The organism is Microbacterium sp. 4-7 (assembly GCF_014332665.1).
Lineage (GTDB): Bacteria > Actinomycetota > Actinomycetes > Actinomycetales > Microbacteriaceae > Microbacterium.
On the sequence record NZ_MCRH01000003.1, the window covers coordinates 25,858 to 45,597 of the forward strand.

Annotated in this window: 18 protein-coding genes; 5 read left to right on the forward strand and 13 right to left on the reverse strand. The window is 68.9% G+C overall.

Annotated features, from left to right (window positions below; genetic code table 11):
* Window positions 1–5 precede the first annotated feature (5 nt).
* The gene (locus BEP68_RS04215; protein WP_187249336.1) at window positions 6–1,037 is read left to right on the forward strand and encodes a S66 peptidase family protein; all 1,032 of its coding nucleotides are present in this window, start codon (window positions 6–8) and stop codon (window positions 1,035–1,037) included.
* Between the two features lie 62 nt (window positions 1,038–1,099).
* Here BEP68_RS04215 and BEP68_RS04220 read toward each other — a convergent pair whose 3' ends face one another.
* A complete protein-coding gene (locus tag BEP68_RS04220; RefSeq protein WP_053095475.1) occupies window positions 1,100–2,560 on the reverse strand; it encodes an MFS transporter in 1,461 nt (486 codons plus the stop codon).
* 147 nt (window positions 2,561–2,707) lie between these two features.
* On the opposite strand from BEP68_RS04220, the gene BEP68_RS04225 reads away from it, so the two are divergent.
* Both BEP68_RS04225 and BEP68_RS04230 read left to right on the forward strand, forming a co-directional pair.
* On the forward strand, window positions 2,708–3,205 hold the full coding sequence (locus tag BEP68_RS04225) for a metallophosphoesterase family protein (RefSeq protein WP_056277844.1): 498 nt from the start codon (window positions 2,708–2,710) through the stop codon (window positions 3,203–3,205).
* Window positions 3,202–3,723: a GAF domain-containing protein gene (locus tag BEP68_RS04230; RefSeq protein ID WP_187249337.1), complete on the forward strand. Its 522-nt coding sequence runs from the start codon at window positions 3,202–3,204 to the stop codon at window positions 3,721–3,723. Before BEP68_RS04225 ends, BEP68_RS04230 begins: the two co-directional genes overlap by 4 nt.
* A 9-nt stretch (window positions 3,724–3,732) precedes the next feature.
* On the opposite strand, the gene BEP68_RS04235 is transcribed toward BEP68_RS04230, so the two are convergent.
* The 5 genes from BEP68_RS04235 to BEP68_RS04255 all read right to left on the reverse strand — a co-directional run bounded on the left by BEP68_RS04235 (window position 3,733) and on the right by BEP68_RS04255 (window position 9,180).
* Window positions 3,733–4,098 carry an HNH endonuclease gene (locus BEP68_RS04235; protein WP_053099033.1) on the reverse strand — a complete coding sequence of 122 codons (366 nt, stop codon included), beginning with the start codon at window positions 4,096–4,098 and terminating at the stop codon, window positions 3,733–3,735.
* Window positions 4,099–4,135: 37 nt separating this feature from the next.
* Complete coding sequence (locus BEP68_RS04240; RefSeq protein WP_187249338.1) at window positions 4,136–5,878, reverse strand: glycoside hydrolase family 35 protein; 1,743 nt, start codon at window positions 5,876–5,878, stop codon at window positions 4,136–4,138.
* Window positions 5,879–5,943: 65 nt separating this feature from the next.
* A complete protein-coding gene (locus tag BEP68_RS04245) occupies window positions 5,944–7,302 on the reverse strand; it encodes an ABC transporter substrate-binding protein (protein WP_053095479.1) in 1,359 nt (452 codons plus the stop codon).
* Between the two features lie 68 nt (window positions 7,303–7,370).
* Window positions 7,371–8,216, reverse strand: a complete 846-nt coding sequence (locus BEP68_RS04250; protein WP_056277856.1) for a carbohydrate ABC transporter permease — start codon at window positions 8,214–8,216, stop codon at window positions 7,371–7,373.
* A 46-nt stretch (window positions 8,217–8,262) separates the two neighbouring features.
* Complete coding sequence (locus tag BEP68_RS04255; protein WP_056277859.1) at window positions 8,263–9,180, reverse strand: carbohydrate ABC transporter permease; 918 nt, start codon at window positions 9,178–9,180, stop codon at window positions 8,263–8,265.
* A gap of 160 nt (window positions 9,181–9,340) precedes the next feature.
* Between BEP68_RS04255 and BEP68_RS04260 the strand changes: the two genes are divergently transcribed.
* On the forward strand, window positions 9,341–10,330 hold the full coding sequence (locus tag BEP68_RS04260; RefSeq protein WP_187249589.1) for a LacI family DNA-binding transcriptional regulator: 990 nt from the start codon (window positions 9,341–9,343) through the stop codon (window positions 10,328–10,330).
* Between the two features lie 150 nt (window positions 10,331–10,480).
* On the opposite strand, the gene BEP68_RS04265 is transcribed toward BEP68_RS04260, so the two are convergent.
* The 7 genes from BEP68_RS04265 to BEP68_RS04295 form a co-directional block, all read right to left on the reverse strand.
* Window positions 10,481–10,840, reverse strand: a complete 360-nt coding sequence (locus BEP68_RS04265; protein ID WP_072590951.1) for a Fe-S protein — start codon at window positions 10,838–10,840, stop codon at window positions 10,481–10,483.
* Between the two features lie 93 nt (window positions 10,841–10,933).
* Complete coding sequence (gene ribH, locus BEP68_RS04270; protein ID WP_053095484.1) at window positions 10,934–11,407, reverse strand: 6,7-dimethyl-8-ribityllumazine synthase; 474 nt, start codon at window positions 11,405–11,407, stop codon at window positions 10,934–10,936.
* Window positions 11,404–12,672: a GTP cyclohydrolase II gene (gene ribA, locus BEP68_RS04275; RefSeq protein ID WP_187249339.1), complete on the reverse strand. Its 1,269-nt coding sequence runs from the start codon at window positions 12,670–12,672 to the stop codon at window positions 11,404–11,406. Before ribA ends, ribH begins: the two co-directional genes overlap by 4 nt.
* On the reverse strand, window positions 12,669–13,298 hold the full coding sequence (locus BEP68_RS04280; RefSeq protein ID WP_187249340.1) for a riboflavin synthase: 630 nt from the start codon (window positions 13,296–13,298) through the stop codon (window positions 12,669–12,671). The genes ribA and BEP68_RS04280 overlap by 4 nt, the downstream gene beginning before the upstream one ends.
* The gene (gene ribD / locus BEP68_RS04285; RefSeq protein WP_187249341.1) at window positions 13,298–14,332 is read right to left on the reverse strand and encodes a bifunctional diaminohydroxyphosphoribosylaminopyrimidine deaminase/5-amino-6-(5-phosphoribosylamino)uracil reductase RibD; all 1,035 of its coding nucleotides are present in this window, start codon (window positions 14,330–14,332) and stop codon (window positions 13,298–13,300) included. Before ribD ends, BEP68_RS04280 begins: the two co-directional genes overlap by 1 nt.
* A 271-nt stretch (window positions 14,333–14,603) precedes the next feature.
* Window positions 14,604–15,467, reverse strand: a complete 864-nt coding sequence (locus BEP68_RS04290; RefSeq protein WP_187249342.1) for an Fpg/Nei family DNA glycosylase — start codon at window positions 15,465–15,467, stop codon at window positions 14,604–14,606.
* Between the two features lie 33 nt (window positions 15,468–15,500).
* Complete coding sequence (locus tag BEP68_RS04295) at window positions 15,501–16,064, reverse strand: GNAT family N-acetyltransferase (protein ID WP_187249343.1); 564 nt, start codon at window positions 16,062–16,064, stop codon at window positions 15,501–15,503.
* Between the two features lie 80 nt (window positions 16,065–16,144).
* On the opposite strand from BEP68_RS04295, the gene mfd reads away from it, so the two are divergent.
* The gene (gene mfd / locus BEP68_RS04300) at window positions 16,145–19,723 is read left to right on the forward strand and encodes a transcription-repair coupling factor (protein WP_187249344.1); all 3,579 of its coding nucleotides are present in this window, start codon (window positions 16,145–16,147) and stop codon (window positions 19,721–19,723) included.
* Window positions 19,724–19,740: the final 17 nt, after the last annotated feature.

The following is a 19,740-nucleotide window of genomic DNA, read 5'->3' on the forward strand; positions in this document are numbered from 1 at the left end:
GGCCGATGCTGTCCGCATCGAAACCCGTGCCCGGCGACCGCGTCGCCGTCCTGTCGCCCGCCTTCGCCGCGCCCGCGGTCGCGCCCGAGCTCCACGAGCAGGCGCTCAGCCGACTCGAGCAGCTGACCGGACTGATCCCGGTCGAGTATCCGACCACGCGGCAGCTCGATGCGAGTCCTGAAGCCCGGGCCGCCGACGTGAACGCGGCCTTCGCCGACCCGAGCATCCGGGCGATCCTGGCGACGATCGGCGGGGACGACCAGATCCTGGTGGTGCCGCACCTCGACGCCGCGCTCGCCCAGGCCGACCCGAAGCCGTTCCTCGGCTACAGCGACAACACCAACATCCTCAACTGGCTGTGGAGCCTCGGGATCCGCGGCTACTACGGCGGATCCACGGCCGTGCATCTCGGTCCCGGGCCTGCGGTCGACGACGTGCATCTGCGGTCGCTGCGCGCGGCGCTGCTCGACGGCGGCACGGTCGAGATCACGGAGCCCGGAGAGTCGGAGGACGTGGGGAGGCGCTGGACGGACCCGCGCGCTCTCACCGAATACGGCGATCGGGTCGCGACCGAGGACTGGACCTGGTCGGGTCCGGCTGTCCGCGTCGAAGGTCGCACCTGGGGCGGCTGCCTCGAGGTCGTCGATCAGCTCGCGCTCGCCGACAGGCTGCCCTCGGCATACGACCTGCGCGGCGGGATCCTGCTGCTCGAGACCAGCGAAGAGCGCCCGCCGGCGAGCTGGGTGGCGCGATGGATGCGCGGGCTGGGCGAGCGTGGCATCCTCGATGTGGTCGCGGGAGTGGTCGTCGCGCGTCCGCCCGTGAGTGATTTCGAGTTCCTCCCCTCGCCGACCGAGGCCGACGCGCTGCGTGCCGCGCAACGGGATGTGGTGATCGAGACGGTCTCGCGGTACAACCCCGACGCGGTGGTCTGCGTCGGTGTGCCTTTCGGCCACACGCGGCCGCAGTGGATCGTCCCGTTCGGCGGGACGATGGTGCTCGACGGCTCGACGCGCACCATCCACGCCGCCTACTGACCGCCGGACGATGAAGGGCGGCACCTCCCGAGGAGATGCCGCCCTTCGTGTGGACGAGCGCGTCAGAGTTCGACGGCGGCCGCGACTCCGAGATCCGATTCGTAGTCGTTGTCCTTGGTCTCCTTCGACAGCAGGAGCGCGATGAAGGTCAGCACGCCCATCGCCGACAGGTACAGTCCCACCAGCCACGGAGCGCCGTCGCCGAGCTCCCAGAGCCAGAGCGCGATGAGCGGAGCGACGGCTGCGCCGAGGATCGACGAGACGTTGTAGGAGATCGCGGATCCCGTGTAGCGGACGTTCGTCGGGAAGAGCTCGGGCAGCAGCGCTCCCATCGGACCGAACGTCGCGCCCATGAGCATGAACCCGAACACGAGGAACGCCTGCGCGAGGGCGCCCGTGAACTTCGGGTCCATCGCGGGGAGCAGGAACGCGTTGAACGTGAAGCCGAACACGATGATGAGCCCGGTGACCCACAGCAGCAGCTTGCGACGCCCGATCGTGTCGGCGATGGGACCGGAGAGCAGGGTGAAGATGCCGAAGAACACGACGCCGACGATCTGCATGAGCACGAAGTCCGTGTAGGCGAACCCGAGTCCCGGATAGAACTGCGCGGCGAAAGCCGACGCGTCGAAGTCCTTGCCCGTCGCCTCGGCAGCGGCCTGAGCGGCGGCGGACGCCGTCTCGAGTGTGGCCGGCTTCGTGCCGTACGCCAGGGTGAAGTTGGTCATCAGGTAGAACAGCACGTACGTCGCCAGCATGATGAACGTGCCGAGGATCAGCTGCTTCCAGTGGTGGCGGAACACGGTCGCGAGGGGCAGCTTGCGGATCGCGCCCTTCTTCTCGGCCTTCTTGAAGGTGTCGGACTCGACGAGCTTCAGACGCACCCACAGGCCGATGATGACCATGACGGCCGAGAACAGGAACGGGATGCGCCAGCCCCACGACAGGAAGGCCTCGGACTTCAGTGCGGGGTTGTCGGCGTGGGGAAGCAGCCAGTTGATGCCGAGGAAGAGGAAGTTGGCGATGATGAAGCCGAGCGGCGCGCCCAGCTGCGGGAACGTGCCGTACCAGGCGCGCTTGCCGGCCGGAGCGTTCTCGGTGGCGACCAGCGCGGCACCCGACCACTCGCCGCCGAGGGCGAAGCCCTGAGCGAGGCGCAGGATCAGCAGCAGCAGTGCCGCCCACCAGCCGATCTGCTGGAACGTGGGAAGGAGGCCGATGATGAAGGTCGCGATGCCCATCGTGAGCAGCGAGGCGACGAGAGTCGCCTTGCGTCCGAACTTGTCGCCGAAGTGGCCGAAGACGACCGCGCCGATGGGGCGGGCGACCATGGCGGCGCCGAACACGGCGAACGATGACAGCAGCGACGTGGTGTCGTTGCCGGTGGGGAAGAACAGCACGGGGAACACGAGCACGGCCGCTGTCGCATAGGCGTAGAAGTCGTAGAACTCGATCGTGGTGCCGACCAGGCTCGCCGTGATGACACGCGAACGCGGGTTCGCGGGGGCGGTGGACGTACTCATACAGCTCCTTAGATCCATGGCCCGGTATACCAAGGCACCGAGAGATCCTACGCCTTCCTGAACGTTTGCTGGGTGCGTATGACATCCCGCTGGACCGCGTGCGTAGAGTCGGAGGCGGATGCCCGTGCCCACCCGAGACGGAGAACCGTGACGACGAGACTGCTGCTGATCGCCGATACGCATGTGCCCGCCCGTGCCAAGCGACTGCCCGACGCGGTGCTGCGAGCGGTCGACGACGCCGACATCGTCGTGCACGCGGGGGACTGGATCGACCTCGCGACGCTGGATCTGATCGAGTCCCGGTCGCGGCTGCTCGTCGGCGTCCACGGGAACAACGACGGCCCCGCGCTGCGAGAGCGACTGCCCGAGATCGCACGGCTGACGGTCGAGGACGTCGAGGTCGCTGTGGTGCACGAGACCGGACCGAAGCAGCGGCGCGAGGAGCGGATGGATGCGGCGTTCCCGGGCGTCGACCTGCTCGTGTTCGGCCACTCCCACATCCCGTGGGACACCGTCGCCCCATCAGGGATGCGCCTGCTGAACCCGGGGTCGCCGACCGACCGCCGCAGGCAGCCCGTCTGCACGATGATGTCGGTCGCGATCGACGGCGCACGGGTCGACGCCACGCTGGTGCCGCTCGCATGACCACCGCACCTCGCGCGGGCGACGACATCGAGGTTCCCGCGGCGTACCGCGCCCCGATGAGGTCGCGCGACGACGGGGTGCGCGAGGGGCTCGCGGTCGAGCGAGCGCTGCGGATAGGGGTCTGCGGAGTGGGAGGTCGCCTCGACCGCATCCCGGAGTCGCCGGCCGAGGCGCTCGCCGCAGTCGATGCCGCCTTCGGTGAGCGGGCGGCGCGCAGGCTCGAGAGGTTCTCCTCGGTCGCCGAGGGGTCGTTCGTCTGGACGCGCGACGTCGACGGACTGCTGTGGCTCGGCCGGATCGCCGGGCCCTGGGGCTACGACGCGTCGGGCGAAGCCCGTGCAGCCGACCTCGTGCACGTGCGCGCGTGCGACTGGCTCGATCGTCCGGTGGAGCCGGCCGCGGTGCCGTCCGGCGTGCACGAGTCGTTCGCGCGGGGCGGTCGCAACTGGCAGAGCATCACCCGGGCCGACGCCGCGCACCTCACCGCGGCCGTCTGGAAGTTCCGCCGCAGCGGGTGACGGGCCCGATCAGTCGGTCGGGCGCAGGTCGCGGAGAATGGCGTCATACCGGCTGAGGAAGGCGCGCTCGTCGAGTCGCTTGCGTCGGAGCCACGACGTGACCTCGTCGTTGCGCTTGCTCGCGTTGCAGGACCCGCACGCGGGCACCACGTTCTCGACGGTGTAGCGACCGCCGCGGGAGATCGGCATCACGCAGTCGCGTTGGAGCGCGATGTCGCCCGCTCCGCAGTACGCACATCCGCCCCAGGCCTCCTGCAGCGAGGCCCACTGCTCGGCGGTGAGGTCGTTGTCCGCTCTGGCCACCCGGCCCCGGCGCCGCTTCGCATGACGGGCGCGCGCAGCGGGCGTGGGGGTGGAGAATCTTCGGCGCGGCACAGACACACGGTACTGGGCGGATGCCTGTGCCTGTGATCTATTCCTCGGTGTCGCCGAGAGCGAGCGCCGGCACGAAGTCGGCCGTGGGCGCGAGCAGCTGCTCCAACTCGAGCACGATGAGCCGGTTGTCTCCCGCTCGAGTCGCCGGGGCCGGCACGAAGAGGGTGCGCTGCGGCCCGTTGCGCCAGTACCGTCCGAGGAAGAACCCGTTGACGAACGCATAGCCCTTGCTCCAGGCAACGGTGTCGAGGAACAGGTCGGCGGCGGAGTCGAGCGCGAAGTCTGCGACCCACGCAGAGGGTGCGCTTCCCGGGCCGCTCGACGTGTTCCCGCCGCTGGAGCCGATCTCCGCCGCGATCCCTGCGACGTCCAGCGCGGTCGAGTGCCAGCCGGTCAGCGGCGTGCCGTCGAGGGCAGGAGCGCCGATCAGACCCTTCTGCTCGCCGAGCCGGTGGTCGTAGTTCACGCGGCCCCCCTCCTCGACGAGGATGCTGAGCGTCCGTCCCGCGGGAATCCGCAGGGAACGGTCGTGACGCGTGCGGGAGAGCGTGCCGACGGGCTGGCCGTCGACGCTCACCCAGGCGAGGTCGCGCACCTCGTCGAGCACGAGCTGACCGCCGCGACCTTCGGGAAGCTCGACGTCGTACCGGATCAGAGCGCTCAGGTGCTCCAGCTCGTCGAATGTCCGCGGAACTGCGGATGCGGGCGTCGATGCCGCGGCATCCGTCCATGATCCCGCCGGCTTCAGCGGCACGGAGAAGACCGGTGCCGCGGTGGCCGCGGCGGGCAGCTCGTCGGGGACGGGCGCGTACTTCGCGATGACGTCGCGGAAGGCGAAGAACTTCGCCGTCGGGTTGCCGGCCTCGTCGAGAGGCGCGTCGTAGTCGTATGACGTGACGATCGGCAGGTAGCGGCCCTTGTGGTTGGCACCGTTCGTGAGACCGAAGTTCGTGCCGCCGTGGAACATGTAGATGTTCACCGAGGCCCCCGCGGCCAGCAGTTCGTCGAGATCGGCGGCGGCGGTGTCCACGTCGGTCGTGTGATGCACGCCGCCCCACCAGTCGAACCAGCCGTCCCAGAACTCGGAGCACATCAGGGGGCCGGTGGGCTGGTGGGAGCGCAGGGTGGCGAGGCGCTCGGCGCTGCGCGATCCGAAGGATCCGGTCTTGTGCAGCTCGGGGAGGCTGCCGTCTGCCAGCATCCGATCGGTCGGCTGGTCGACCGTGGTGAGGGGCACGGTGATACCGGCTTCTCGGGAGAGGGCGACGAGCGCCTCGAGGTAGTCCTTGTCCGAGCCGTACGCGCCGTACTCGTTCTCGATCTGCACGAGCACGACCGAGCCGCCACGGTCGATCTGCCGGGGCGCGACGATGTCGTAGACCCGACGGAGGTAGTCGCTGACGTCGGCGAGGAACGTCGGCTCGGAGGAGCGCAGCTCGCGCTCGCCCGCGGTGAGCCAGTTCGGCAGCCCGCCGTTGTGCCACTCGGCGCAGATGTAGGGGCCGGGCCGCACGATCGCATCCATGCCCTCCGCCTGGATCAGGTCGAGGAACCGGCCCAGGTCGTTCCAGCCCGTGGCATCCCACTCGCCGCGCCGCGGCTCGTGAGCGTTCCATGCGACGTAGGTCTCGATCGTGTTGAGTCCCATCAGGCGGGCCTTGCGGATGCGGTCCTGCCACTGGTCGGGGTGCACCCGGAAGTAGTGGATGGCACCGGAGATCACCTGGTGGGGGAGCCCGGCGCGGAGGAAGTCTGTCTCGCCGATGGAGAAGGAGGTCACGATGAGGTGCTTTCGATGGGGAGGGCCGGACGGAGAGCGAGTCCCCGTCCGGCCCGGACGTGCGATTACTTGTTGACGGCGAAGCCCTGCGAGTTGCCGTACTCGACCAGCGCGTCCTGCCAGGTCATGAGGCCCTCGTTCAGGTCGGTGCCGTTCTGGTACGACTGGCCCACGGTGTCTCCGAAGATGCTGTTGCCGTAGACCTGGTAGGGCAGGTAGCTCCAGCCCTCGACCACATCGTCGGCCGCTGCGGCGAGGACCTCGTTGATCTTCTGGCCGCCGAAGTACTCGGGCGCGTCGGCGAGGAACTCCTCGCTCGACAGCTCGGCGGTCGTCGACGGGAATCCGCCGGACTCGAGGAACGTCGAGATGCTCTCCTCCGAGTTGTTCAGCCACCACAGGAATCCGGCGGCGAGTGCCGGGTTCTTGCTCTGCGTGGTCACGGCCTGGCCGCCGCCGCCGTTCTCCGCGGTCGCCGGGGTGCCGTCGTAGGTCGGCATCGGAGCGACGCGCCAGTCACCGGCACCGTCGGGGGCGCCCGTGATCAGGTTGCCCGGCATCCAGGCGCCGATCACGAGGGTCGCGAGGCTGCCGTCGCCGAGAGCGCGGAACCACTCGTCGCTCCAGCTGCCGTAGGGCGCGAGCAGGTCCTCCTCGACGAGGCGGTTCCAGTTCTCGGTCCACTTCTTCGATCCGTCGTCCTGCAGGTCGATCGTGACGTCGGTGCCCGACGTCTCGAACGGCTTGCCGCCGGCCTGCCAGATCATCGAGGTCGCGAAGCCGGCGTCGCCGGTGTCGTTCGTGATGTAGGCGTCGGGGTTCGCGGCGTGGATCGCCTTCGCCGCCTCGTAGTACTCGTCCCACGTGGTGGGCACGGCGACGCCGGCGGCGTCGAACACGGCCTTGTTGTAGAAGAGCGCCATGGGGCCGGAGTCCTGCGGCAGGCCGTAGATCGCGTCGCCGTCGGTGACGGAGTTCCAGGTCGAGGCGGTGTAGTCGTCCTCGAAGTCGGCGAAGCCGTACTGCGAGAGGTCGACGAAGGCATCCGTCAGCGCGAACTGCGGGAAGGCGTAGTACTCCATCTGCACGACGTCGGGGGCGCCGGAGCCCGCCTTGATGGCGTTCTGCAGCTTGGTGTACTCCTCGTTGTTGGTGCCCGCGTTGACCACGTTCACCTTGACGTTCGGGTACTCCTTCTCGAACGCCTCGACCTGAGCCTCGGCGGAGGGGGTCCACGACCAGTACGTGATCTCGCCGCCCTTCTCGAGAGCGGCCTCGACGGAGTCGAACGAGCCGTCGCCGGCAGCGCTGCCGCCGGAGCCGGAGTCGCCGGTGCTGCAGCCGGCCAGCGCCAGCGCTGCCACGGTTCCGGCCGCGAGCACCGTGAGGGTGCGCCGTGCGGCGGGTGAGGGAAGGTGCTTCATTGCTGTGTCCTTTCGGGGGTGCGGTCCAGCGTCGGACCGACAGGGGGCGGTGCGGAGGGTGCCGGAGGCTACTGCTTGACGCTTCCGGCGGTGAGACCTGACTGCCAGAACCTCTGCAGCAGCAGGAAGGCGATGACGATCGGGATGATGGTGAGGAGGGAGCCCATGATCACCAGGTTGTAGATCGGCTGAGATCCGGCGCCGATCGCCTGAGCGCTCCACTGGTTCAGGCCGACGGTGAGCGGGTACCAGGCAGGGTCGGAGAGCATGATCAGCGGCAGGAAGTAGTTGTTCCACGTCGCGACCACGGTGAACAGGGTCACCGTCACGATGCCCGGTGCGAGCAGTCGCATCGAGATCGTGAAGAAGGTGCGGAACTCTCCGGCGCCGTCGATGCGGGCCGCTTCCAGCAGCTCGGTCGGCACGGACTCCGACGCGAACACCCAGATCAGGTACAGGCCGAACGGGCTGATCAGCGAGGGGATGATCACGGCCCACGGAGTGTTCGTGAGCCCGAGTTCGCTGAAGAGCAGGAAGGTCGGCACGGCGAGGGCGGTGCCCGGCACGGCGACCGCGCCGAGCACGACGGCGAACACCGCGCGGCGGCCGGGGAAGCGGTACTTCGCCAGGCCGTAGCCGGCCATGGTGGCGAGCAGCGTCGCGCCTCCGGCGCCGACCACGACGTAGAGCAGCGTGTTGCCGAGCCAGCGCAGGAAGATGCCGTCCTGATACGAGAAGGTCGCCACCAGGTTGTCGACGAATGCGAAGTCGTCGGAGAACCAGAGCCCGAACGAGCTGAACAGCCCGGACTGCGTCTTGGTCGAGCTGAACAGCAGCCAGACGAGCGGCACCAGTGTGTACAGGGCGTACATCACCATGACGATCAGCAGGATCTTCGACTTGCGCGGATTCATCAGATCGTGGCGCTTCTGGGAGGGACGGGCGAGGGGGAGTGCCATGTCAGCGCACCTCCGACTTCGAGCCGCGCAGCTGCACGACGTAGGCGATCACTGCGGTGATGACGCCCATGATGATGGCGATCGTCGCGGCGTAGTTGAATTGCTGTCCGGCGAACGAGAGGTTGTACGCGTACATGTTGGGGGTGAAGTACGTCGTGATCACGTTCGGAGCCAGGGGCCGCAGGATGTTGGGTTCGTTGAAGAGCTGGAAGCTGCCGATGATCGAGAAGATCGTGGCGATCACGAGAGCACCGCGCACCGAGGGGATCTTGATCGAGAAGATCGTGCGCCATGCGCCCGCGCCGTCGAGCGACGCCGCCTCGTACATGTCGGTGGGGATGGTCTTCAGCGACGAGTAGAAGATCAGCATGTTGTAGCCGACGAACTGCCAGGTCACGATGTTGCCGATCGAGACCAGGATCCACTCCCGGGCGAAGGGCGTGATGAGGTCGCTGCCGAGGAAGTCGTTGAAGTTCGACGTCAGACCGAACTGGTCGCCGTAGATGTACCCCCACATGAGCACCGCGACGACCGCGGGCACCGCGTACGGCAGGAAGATCAGGATGCGGAAGAACGATGCGCCGCGCAGGCGTGCGCTGTCGAGGGCGAGCGCCGCGGCCAGCGCCAGGACGAGCATGATCGGCACCTGCACCACGAGGAACAGCACCACGCGGCCGAACGCCTCCCAGAACTGCGGGTCGGTGAGCGCGCGGACGTAGTTGTCGAACCCGACGAACGCCGTGCCGCCGATCAGCTTCTCCTGGAAGAAGCTGAGGTAGAGCGCGTAGGCGAGCGGGGTCAGGAAGACCAGGGCGAAGACGACCATGAACGGGCCGACGAAGGCCCATCCCTTCCAGTCGCGCTTCTCACGCCGGCGGATGCCGTGGTCCGCCAGGGCTGCGGAATCTTGAGTCGTCATTGACGAGAACCTTCTTAGAGATCGGGCGCTCACGGCGCCGTGTGTCAACGTCAACATATTCGATGCACTGCTAGTGTGTCAACGTCAACACATGAATGGATGAGTGCTCGTGACTTCGGTACAGTCGGCAGAGCCGCCGCAGCGGCGGCGAGACCCCTCCATGGAGGACGTGGCCCGCGAGGCCGGCGTCTCCGGACAGACCGTGTCGCGCGTCGTGAACGCGCGCGGCTACGTCGGCGCGGCCACCAGGGAGCGCGTCGAAGACGCCATGCAGCGGCTCGGCTACCGGCCCAACAGCGCGGCTCGTGCGCTGCGATCCGGCCGATTCCGGGCGATCGGCGTCATCATGTTCTCCTTCAGCTCGTACGGCAACCAGCGCACGCTCGATGCGATCGCGGTGCGCGCCTCGCAGATGGGATACGCCCTCACCCTCATCCCCGTCGAGTCCAGTGCCCGCGACACCGTCGCGGGAGCCTTCCGCCGCCTGGAGGAGCACGCCGTCGACGGGATCATCATCGTGATCGAGGCGCATCAGCTCGACGAGGCCGAGGTCGAGATCCCCGACGGTCTGCCCGTCGTGCTCGTCGACTCGAACCGCGGCACGACTCACCCGTTCGTCGACACGGATCAGGCTCAGGGTGCGCGCCTCGCGACCGAGCACCTGCTCGACCTCGGCCATGAGACCGTCTGGCACGTCGCAGGACCGGCGAAGTCCTACTCCGCAGAGCGTCGACGCGAGTCCTGGCGCTCGACTCTCATGGATCGCGGCATCGAGGCACCCGAGCCGCTGCAGGGCGACTGGTCAGCCGAATCCGGCTATCGCGCCGGGCTCCGCCTGCGTGACGACGACGGCGTCACCGCCGTGTTCGCGGCTAACGACCAGATGGCGATCGGCGTCGTGCGGGCATTCCGCGAGGCCGGTCGAGACATTCCCGGCGACGTCAGCGTGGTCGGGTTCGACGGCCTGCCGGATGCCGCCCAACTGTGGCCGCCGCTGACCACGGTGCAGCAGCATCCCGAGAAGGTCGGCGCTCTCGCGGTCGACGCCCTCCTCGCCGAGCTCGATGGGGGAGAGCGCAGTCAGACGCCGCTCGTCGGCACCGAGCTCATCGTGCGCGAGAGCTCGGCCCCGCCGCGCGCCGCGCGCTGACTCCGGCATCCTCTCGCGCGCCCTCCCTCGCACCCAGCTCCCCGAGGTCGGCCCAGCTCGCCCCGAGGAGGCGACGCCGTTCTCCGATTCCGGCGCGAGATCGATGCGTCCGAGGTCAGAATCCGCTGATCCGGCGGAAGGGAAGGAGAGTCAGCGCCAGATGGCGGCGATGCCCGCGTTGAGGGCGGTCAGGATGCCGACGAGCCAGAACATCGCGGGCGGCACGCTGCCGGACTTGCGCTGCTTCGACGTGCCGATGCCGAGGAGCGCACCGATCGCGAGCAGCACCACGAGCTTCGTGCCGATCTTGGCGTAGTTCATCTCGACGCCCTCCGGCAGACCCCACGGAGCGGCGAGGGCGAGACCCGCGATCGCTGCGATGGTCATGCCGATGCTCATCAGGCGCGTGAACTCGCGCGTGCCGCCGAACGCCTGCACCGCCCAGGCGCCGAACAGCACGGCGAAGCCGATGAGATGGACGAACAGAACGACGTGGCGCAGAGTCTCCATGCCCTCACGGTACGAGCAGGCGGGACGTGCGCGCCACCAAGGGGAGGCTGACCTACCGGGCCAGGCTGACCTCAGCCCACGCGAGGGCCGGCCTCAGCCGCGCAGCGAGCGCACCAGGAGCGCCGTGCGCAGCGCGGCATCCGCAGCCTCCGCGCCCTTGTCCTCCTTCGAGCCCTCGAGTCCGGCGCGGTCGAGGCCCTGCTTCTCGTCGTCGAGCGTCAGCACGCCGAATCCGACGGGCTTGCCGGCATCGAGCGAGACCCGCGTCAGTCCGTCGGTCGTGGCTGCCGAGACGTACTCGAAGTGCGGGGTGCCCCCGCGGATGATCACGCCGAGTGCGACGACGGCATCCGCTCCACCTGCGAAGGCGGCTTGGGCGGCGAGGGCGAGTTCGAACGACCCCGGCACGCGGACGAGGCGGTAGTCGGCGTCCGCGTCATCGAGCACACGCTGGGCGCCGGCGATGAGGCCGTTCGTGATGACGTCGTGCCAGGTGCCGGCGACGATGACGACCTTCAGGCCTCGTCCGTCGATCTTCTCGGTCTTGGGTGCTCCTGCGCCGCTCATGCGTCGTCCTTCCGTCCGTCGGCGAGAGCTTCTGCGAGCTCCGCCTCACCGATGATGTGACCCATGCGGTCACGCTTGGTCTCGAGGTATTGATGGTTGTTCGGTCCGACGCCGACGATCAGCGGCACCTGCTCGACGACATCGAGTCCGAGGCTGCGCAGCTGGTTCACCTTGTCCGTGTTGTTGGTCAACAGGCGAACCTTCGAGACGCCGAGATCGGCGAGGATGCCGGCCGCAGCCGCGTAGTCCCGTGCATCCGCGGGAAGCCCGAGTGCGAGATTCGCATCGACCGTGTCGAGCCCCTCCTCCTGCAGGCTGTAGGCGCGGAGCTTGTTGATCAGGCCGATTCCGCGACCTTCATGGCCGCGCATGTAGATGACGATGCCGCCGTCCTGCTCGATCGCGTCGAGGGCGGCGTCGAGCTGCGGGCCGCATTCGCATTTGAGCGACCCGAAGGCCTCTCCGGTCAGGCACTCGGAGTGCACGCGCACGAGGGCGGTCTCGCCGGGCTCGCCCGACACGACGGCGATGTGATCGGTGCCGGTCACCCGGTCCTTGTAGGCGAGGAACCGGAAGGTCCCGTGCGTGGTCGGCACGGTCGCGTCGGCCCGCAGGCTGACACGGCGACTGGCGCGTTCGGGCGACCAGCCGGTGGGGTCGACCTCGTTGAGGTGGGCGATAAGCTGCTCGATCGTGATGACCGGCACTCCGTCGCGTGCACCCAGCTCGATGAGTCCGGGCAGTCGCATCATGCTGCCGTCCTCTGCCACGACCTCGGCGATCGCGCCCACGGGCCGCAGGCCAGCGAGCTTCATCAGATCGACCGCGGCCTCGGTGTGGCCGCTGCGCTCGCGCACTCCGCCGTCGACGGCGCGCAGCGGCAGGACGTGACCGGGGCGGATGATGCTCGTCGCGGTCGAATCGGGATTCGCCAGGACGTTCAGCGTGTGCGCGCGGTCGTGCGCGCTGATTCCGGTGGTCACGCCTTCGGCGGCGTCGACACTCACGGTGTAGGCGGTCGAACGGGCGTCCTCGGAGGCGGCCACCATGGGCTGCAGGTTGAGGTTGTCGGCGAGATCGGCGGGCATCGGCGCGCAGATGAACCCGGACGACCAGCGGACCGTCCATGCGACCCATTCGGGCGTGGCGAGCTCGGCCGACATGATGACGTCGCCCTCGTTCTCGCGGTTCTCGTCGTCTGCGACGAGCACGGGGCGCCCCGCGCGAAGGGCCTCGAGGGCTTCGGTGATGGTGGAAAGGCTCATCGCGAGCCTCCTTCCGGTGCTGCCCGGAACGCCAGCAGGCGCTCGACGTGACGGGCGAGGATGTCGGTCTCGAGGTTGACGCGGTCGCCGACCGCGCGGGAGCCGAGGGTGGTGGCGGCGAGAGTCTCGGGGATGAGCGAGATCTCGAACCAGTGAGCGTCCGCGTCGACCGGGCTGACCGCGCTCACGGTGAGGGAGGTGCCGTCGACCGAGATGGAGCCCTTGTCGACCACGAGCGGCGCGAGGTCGTCGGGCAGCGAGATGCGCAGCACGCTCCACTGCTCGCCGGGTCGCACGCCGAGGACATCGCCGACGCCGTCGACATGTCCCTGCACGATGTGACCGCCGAGCCGCGCGCCGACCGGCATCGCCTTCTCGATGTTCACGCGGGTGCCGACGGATGCTCCGCCCAGAGCGGCCACGTCGAGGGTCTGCCTCATGACGTCGGCGTCGAAGGTGTCGCCGGTCGAGTCGACGACGGTGAGGCAGACTCCCGAGACCGCGATGGACTCGCCGTGCACGGCGTCGGAGACCGCCTTGGGGGCGCGAACCGTCAGCCGCCAGCCGTCTCCGGCGGGCGCGATAGCGGTGATCTCGCCGATCTCCTCGATGATTCCGGTGAACATCAGGCGGCTCCTTCTTCTGTGGTGAGCGCGGGATGAGCGATCGCGAGCAGGTCGGACCCGAGGGGCTGCCACTGGTCGATCGTCAGTCGTCGGGCGGCGTCGATGGATCCGACGCCGATGTCGGTCAGTGCCAGCCGGTCGCCGCCGAGCAGCACCGGCGCGATGTAGACGAGCACGCGATCGGCGAGCCCCGCGGCGACGAAGGCGCTCGCGAGCGTCGGGCCCCCCTCGATGAACACGCTCTGGATGCCGCGAGCGTGCAGGTCGGCGAGCACGGCATGCAGATCATGGGTGTCGTAGAAGAGCGGAGTCTGCGGATGCCGGCGGATCGCCGCATCGTCTGGGGTGATGCGCGAGCCGATCACGACCGGGACGGGCTGGTGTTCATGGAGCGCCTCGCCGTCGCGAGCCGTCAGCGAGGGATTGTCGGAGAGCAGAGTGCCTGTGCCGACGACGATCGCATCGGCCGCAGCGCGACGTCGATGGACGTCCGCGCGGGCTTCAGGTCCGGTGATCCACTGGCTGCTGCCGTCGGATGCCGCCGCGCGGCCGTCGAGGGACTGCGCCCACTTCACGGTGACGTGGGGGCGGCCGAGGCGCTGAGCGGTGAGCCAGCCGTCGATGATGCGGTGTGCGACATCGCTCTGTTCGCCCGCATCGACGCTGACGCCCGCCGAGCGGAGGCGGTCGGCACCGCCGCCCGAGACGGCTCCCGGATCGTCGAGGGCGTAGACGACACGCGAGACGCCGGCCTCGATCAGCGCGACGGCGCAGGGGCCGGTGCGACCGGTGTGGTTGCAGGGTTCGAGGGTGACGACGGCGGTCGCCCCCTCGGCGGCACCGGCGGAGAGTCGCGAGAGGGCATCGACCTCGGCGTGGGGCGTTCCGGCGCCGTGATGCCACCCTTCGGCGATGATCTCGCCGTCGGGGGAGAGGATGACGGCACCGACCTGCGGGTTCACTCCGCGAGGTCCGAGCGTCGCGAGCTCGAGCGCACGGGTCATCGCCCGGCGTTCCGCCTCGTTCACTGCCATCCGTGGTCCTCTCTGAGGCTCCGGGGGATCTCCTCGAGGGAGACGTCGGCAGAACGCGCGCGCGGCGGCGCACCGTGCTGCCTCCCTTCCGGACTAGCGAGGCTGGGCCTCGCACCACCGTCGGTCCCGGAATTCCACCGGATCGGCATCCCGGAGAACCGAGACGCTCGCGGACTGTCACCGCCGGTTCGGATTCTCACCGACCCCGGAGCACGTTGATGCTCTGAGTGTACTCAACACATCCGGATGCATTTCATTCCGCGTCGAAGTGCTACTTGAGCAGCCGAGACAACCGGCGATCGGCGAGCGGTTTGCCACCGGTCTGGCACGTCGGGCAGTACTCCATCGAGCGATCTGCGAAGAAGACGCTGCGCACCGTGTCGCCGCACACGGGGCAGGCCTCGCCACGACGGGCATGCACCTGCATCCCACGGCGCTTGGCGTCTTTGAGGTCGGCCGGTGGCTTGCCCGAGGCCTCGGCGACCGCATCCGCGAGAGTCGTCTGCATGGCGGCATACAGGCGATCGACCTCGTCGTCGTCGAGCTTGTCGGCGATCGCGTACGGCGACATCCGCGCGGCGTGCAGGATCTCGTCGGAGTAGGCATTCCCGATTCCGGCGATCACGCCCTGATCGCGGAGCAGGCCCTTGATCTGCGTGCGCCGCCCTTGGAGCAGACCGCCGAAGACCTCCCGGGTGAACGACTCGTCGAGAGGGTCGGGCCCGAGCCGGGCGATCCCCGGGACGTCCTGCAGGTCGCGCACGACATACACGGCGAGCGACTTCTTCGTGCCGGCCTCGGTGAGGTCGAATCCGCTCTCGTCGTCGAGGCCGACACGGACGGCGATGGGCGACTTGCCGGGTTTGATCGGCGTCGTGGGCAGCGTCTCGTACCAGCGCAGCCAGCCCGCCTTGGCCAGGTGGAAGACGAGATGCAGGTCGTCGCCGCACGAGAGCACGACGAACTTTCCCCGTCGAGAGGCCGCAGTGATCTGCTGACCGTGCAGTGCGGAGTTCGGCGGGTCGTACGTCTTGAGCGCGGCGATCGCGCCCACGCTGGTTCGCACGATCGTCCGCCCCACCGCGCGCTGGGTGAGGAATGTGGTCAGGCCCTGTACTTCCGGCATCTCCGGCATGCGTTCATCCTGCCATCGGGGTCGGACACGCGACTAGAGCACCGTCCAGTCGACCGGTGTGCGGTCGTCGGACGCGAGGAGTCCGCCGAACCAGCCGTCGTCGCGGCCACGCTCGCTCGTGAGCGCCTGGCGTGCGAATCCCTCGTAGTGGAACCCGAGCGCCCTCGCCGACCGTGCCGACGCGATGTTGCCCGCGACCGCCCGCCAGACCAGCCGTGCGAGACCGAGCTCGTCGAAGCCCCAGTCGACGACGGCGCGCGCGGCCTCGACGAGGTAGCCGTTGCCGCGCGCGGCAGAGGTGACCCAGTATCCGAGCTCCGCGTCCCCGCCGGTGTGGTGCGGCGTGATGTGGTGCAACCCGATCGAGGCGACGAGCTCCTCGTCGCGATACGCGCACCAGATCGTCTGGCTCCCGTCGGCCCACCACTCGCCGATCAGGCGCACATAGTCCGCGGCGTGCTCTCGCGTGTAGGGGCTCGGCACGGTCGTCCACCGCGGGATCTCCGGATCCTGGCAGGCTGCGACGATCGCGTCGATGTCCGACTCGTGCGGCACATGCAGCGTGAGGCGGTCCGTGGTGAGGGTGACCGGTTCCATCCCGGAATCCTACGGGTCGGAGAACGCGTGTGCGGGCGGCTCCCGGTCCCGGTGTCGGCGGCCGCGACTAGGCTTGTCCGGTGACTGTTCCGGGGATTCTGCGCGCCTTGGAAGAGGCGTCTCTTTTTCGTGACGCCCTCGGCTGGGCGCAGACCGATGCCGATCTCGGCCTCGTCGACGGCCTCGACGCGCCGGCGCTCGCCGGCCTGCTCGAGAAGCGCCGCGCCGCGGGTCATCCCGCAGCGCTGCTGACCGTCGTCCCCACGGGGCGGCGCGCCGAGAGCCTCGCCGCGGCGCTCGGCGCCTACATCCCCGACGCCGAGGTCGTGACCTTCCCCGCGTGGGAGACACTGCCGCATGAGCGACTGAGTCCCAGCCCCGACACCGTCGGTCAGCGACTGCAGACCCTCCGTCGCGTCGCCGAGTGGTCGGGTGATCACCCCCTCGTCGTCGTCGCCTCGGTACGAGCAGCGCTCCAGCCCATCGCCGGCAACCTCGGCGAGATCGCTCCGCTCGAGCTGCGAGCCGGCACGCGCGGTCATGAGCTCGACCGCGTCGTCGAGCAGCTGGTCGAGCGCGCCTACTCGCGCGTCGACATGGTGTCGCGTCGCGGCGAGTTCGCCGTGCGCGGCGGCATCCTCGACGTCTTCCCCGCGATCTCGGAACACCCCTTCCGCGTCGAGTTCTTCGGCGACGAGGTCGACCAGATCCGCGCGTTCTCCGTCGCCGACCAGCGCTCGCTTCCGGGCGACGTCGACGGCGTCGATCTGCCTCCGAGCCGCGAGCTGCTGCTGACCCCCGATGTGCGCGATCGTGCGCGGGCGCTGATCGGCGGCTTCCCGGCGATCGCCGGCATGCTCGAGAAGATGGCAGAGGGCATTCCGGTCGAGGGAATGGAGTCGCTGCTCCCGGCGGTGTCCGGTCCGCTCAAATCCCTGGCCGAGTATCTGCCCGAGGGCAGCGCGACCGCGGTCGTCGATCCCGAGCGCTCCAGCGCGCGGGCCATCACGCTGGGCGAGACGAACCGCGAGTTCCTCGATGCGGCCTGGAGTGCGGCGACGTCCGGCGCATCGGCTCCCATCGACCTCGGCGCCGGCGACTTCCTCACCATCGCCCGACTGCGCGAGGTCGTCCGCGACCGTGGCGGCGTGTGGTGGCGGCTGAGCCCGTTCGCGATGGGCGGCGAGGATGCCGAGACCATCGACGCCCAGGTCATCCCGTCGTTCCACGGCAACGTCGACGGCGCGATCTCGTTCGTCGACGCCAAGGTGGCCGAGGGGTGGCGCGTGGTGGTCATCGCCGCCGGTGCCGGACTCGTCGACCGCGCCCGCGACGTGCTCTCCGACCGCGGCATCGCCGCGCGCATCGTCTCCGAGCTCATCGAGGCGCCCGACACCGGCGTCGCGACGCTCGTCACAGGATCCGTCGAGGCCGGCTTCCAGATCGGCGAGGCGAAGCTCGCCGTCCTCACCGACAACGAGTTCTACGGCCGCACCATCGGCGGCGACCAGCGGGTCGTCAAGAAGCTCGCCTCGCGTCGCAAGAACGTCGTCGACCCGTTGCAGCTCAAACAGGGCGACTTCGTCGTGCACAACACCCACGGCATCGGCCGCTTCGTCGAGATGACGCAGCGCGAGGTCTCCACGGGCGGCCGCAATGCGACCAAGTCGGTGCGCGACTACCTCGTGCTCGAGTACGCGCCGTCGAAGCGCGGCTACCCGGGCGACAAGCTCTACGTGCCGACCGACCAGCTCGACCTGCTCTCGAAGTACGTCGGCGGCGAGGGCCCCACGCTCTCGAAGATGGGCGGCAGCGACTGGTCGCAGGCGAAGGGCAAGGCGCGCAAGGCCGTGCGCGACATCGCCGTCGAGCTCGTCAAGCTGTATTCGGCGCGGATGAGCGCCAAGGGGCATGCCTTCGGTCCGGACACGCCCTGGCAGCGCGAGCTCGAAGAGGCGTTCCCGTTCGCGGAGACCCTCGATCAGCTGCAGACCATCGACGAGATCAAGGCCGACATGGAGCGGCCGATCCCGATGGACCGCCTGCTCTCGGGCGATGTCGGGTTCGGCAAGACCGAGGTCGCCGTGCGTGCGGCGTTCAAGGCGATCCAGGACGGCAAACAGGTCGCGATGCTGGTGCCGACCACGCTTCTCGTGAAGCAGCATCTCGAGACCTTCACCGAGCGCTTCGCCGGATTCCCGGTCAAGGTGCGGCCGCTGTCCCGCTTCCAGACCGACAAGGAGGCTCGTCTCACGCTCGACGGCCTGCTCGACGGCACGGTCGACATGGTGATCGGCACGCATCGCATCCTCACCGACCAGGTCATGTTCAAGGACCTCGGTCTGATGATCATCGACGAGGAGCAGCGCTTCGGCGTCGAGCACAAGGACACCCTCAAGAAGATGAAGACCAACGTCGACATCCTCGCGATGAGTGCGACGCCGATCCCGCGCACGCTCGAGATGGCGGTCACCGGCATCCGCGAGATGTCGACGCTCGCCACCCCGCCGGAGGACCGGCATCCGATCCTCTCGTTCGTCGGCCCCCGCAGCGACAAGCAGATCGCGGCGGCGATCCGGCGCGAGATCCTGCGCGAGGGACAGGTGTTCTTCGTGCACAACCGTGTGCAGTCGATCCAGCGGGTCGCGGCACAGCTCGCCGAGCTCGTGCCCGAGGCGCGCATCGCGGTCGCACACGGTCAGATGGGCGAGCACGCGCTCGAGCAGGTCGTCGACGACTTCTGGGAGCGCAAGTTCGACGTGCTCGTCTCGACGACGATCATCGAGACCGGCCTCGACATCTCGAACGCGAACACGATCATCATCGACCGCGCCGACAAGTACGGACTCAGCCAGCTGCATCAGCTGCGCGGACGTGTCGGGCGAGGTCGCGAGCGTGCGTACGCCTACTTCCTCTACGACGAGATGAAGCCGCTGAGCGAGACGGCGGCTGACCGACTCCAGACGATCGCCGTGAACAACGACCTCGGCTCCGGCATGCAGGTCGCGCTCAAGGACCTCGAACTGCGCGGGGCGGGCAACCTGCTCGGCGGCGAGCAGGCCGGGCATATCGCCGGCGTCGGATTCGATCTCTATCTTCGGATGATCGGCGAGGCCGTCGCGACGTTCCGGGGCGAGGATGTCGAGTCGGGACAGGAGCTGCGACTCGAGCTGCCTCTGGACGCGCGTATTCCCGAGCACTACATCGACAGCGAGCGACTCCGTCTCGAGGCTTACCAGAAGCTCTCCGCCGCCTCGGCGGCCACGGCGAAGGACGACGCGATCGACCTCGTCATCGACGAGCTCACCGACCGCTACGGCACCCCGCCCGACGAGGTCGAGGGTCTGATCGCCGTCGCACGTCTGCGTCGGCGCGCGGCCAGAGCAGGACTCTCCGACGTGGTGGTCATGGGATCGAACCTGCGCATCGCGCCGGCGCGGCTCGAGGACTCGATCAAGGTGCGTCTGCAGCGGCTGTATCCCAAGGCGAAGCTGGTCGCCGGGGGTGAGGCCCTCGTCGTGCCCATGCCCACCGTGCCGGCCGCCGTGGGAGTCGGCCTCGAACCGCTGCAGGCGGCCGAGCTGCTCGAGTGGGTCGGGCAGCTGTTCACCGCGATCTTCCCCGAGCCCGTCTCGGCCGAGAAGACCGGCGACGCCTAGGCGCGGCGCAGCGACCT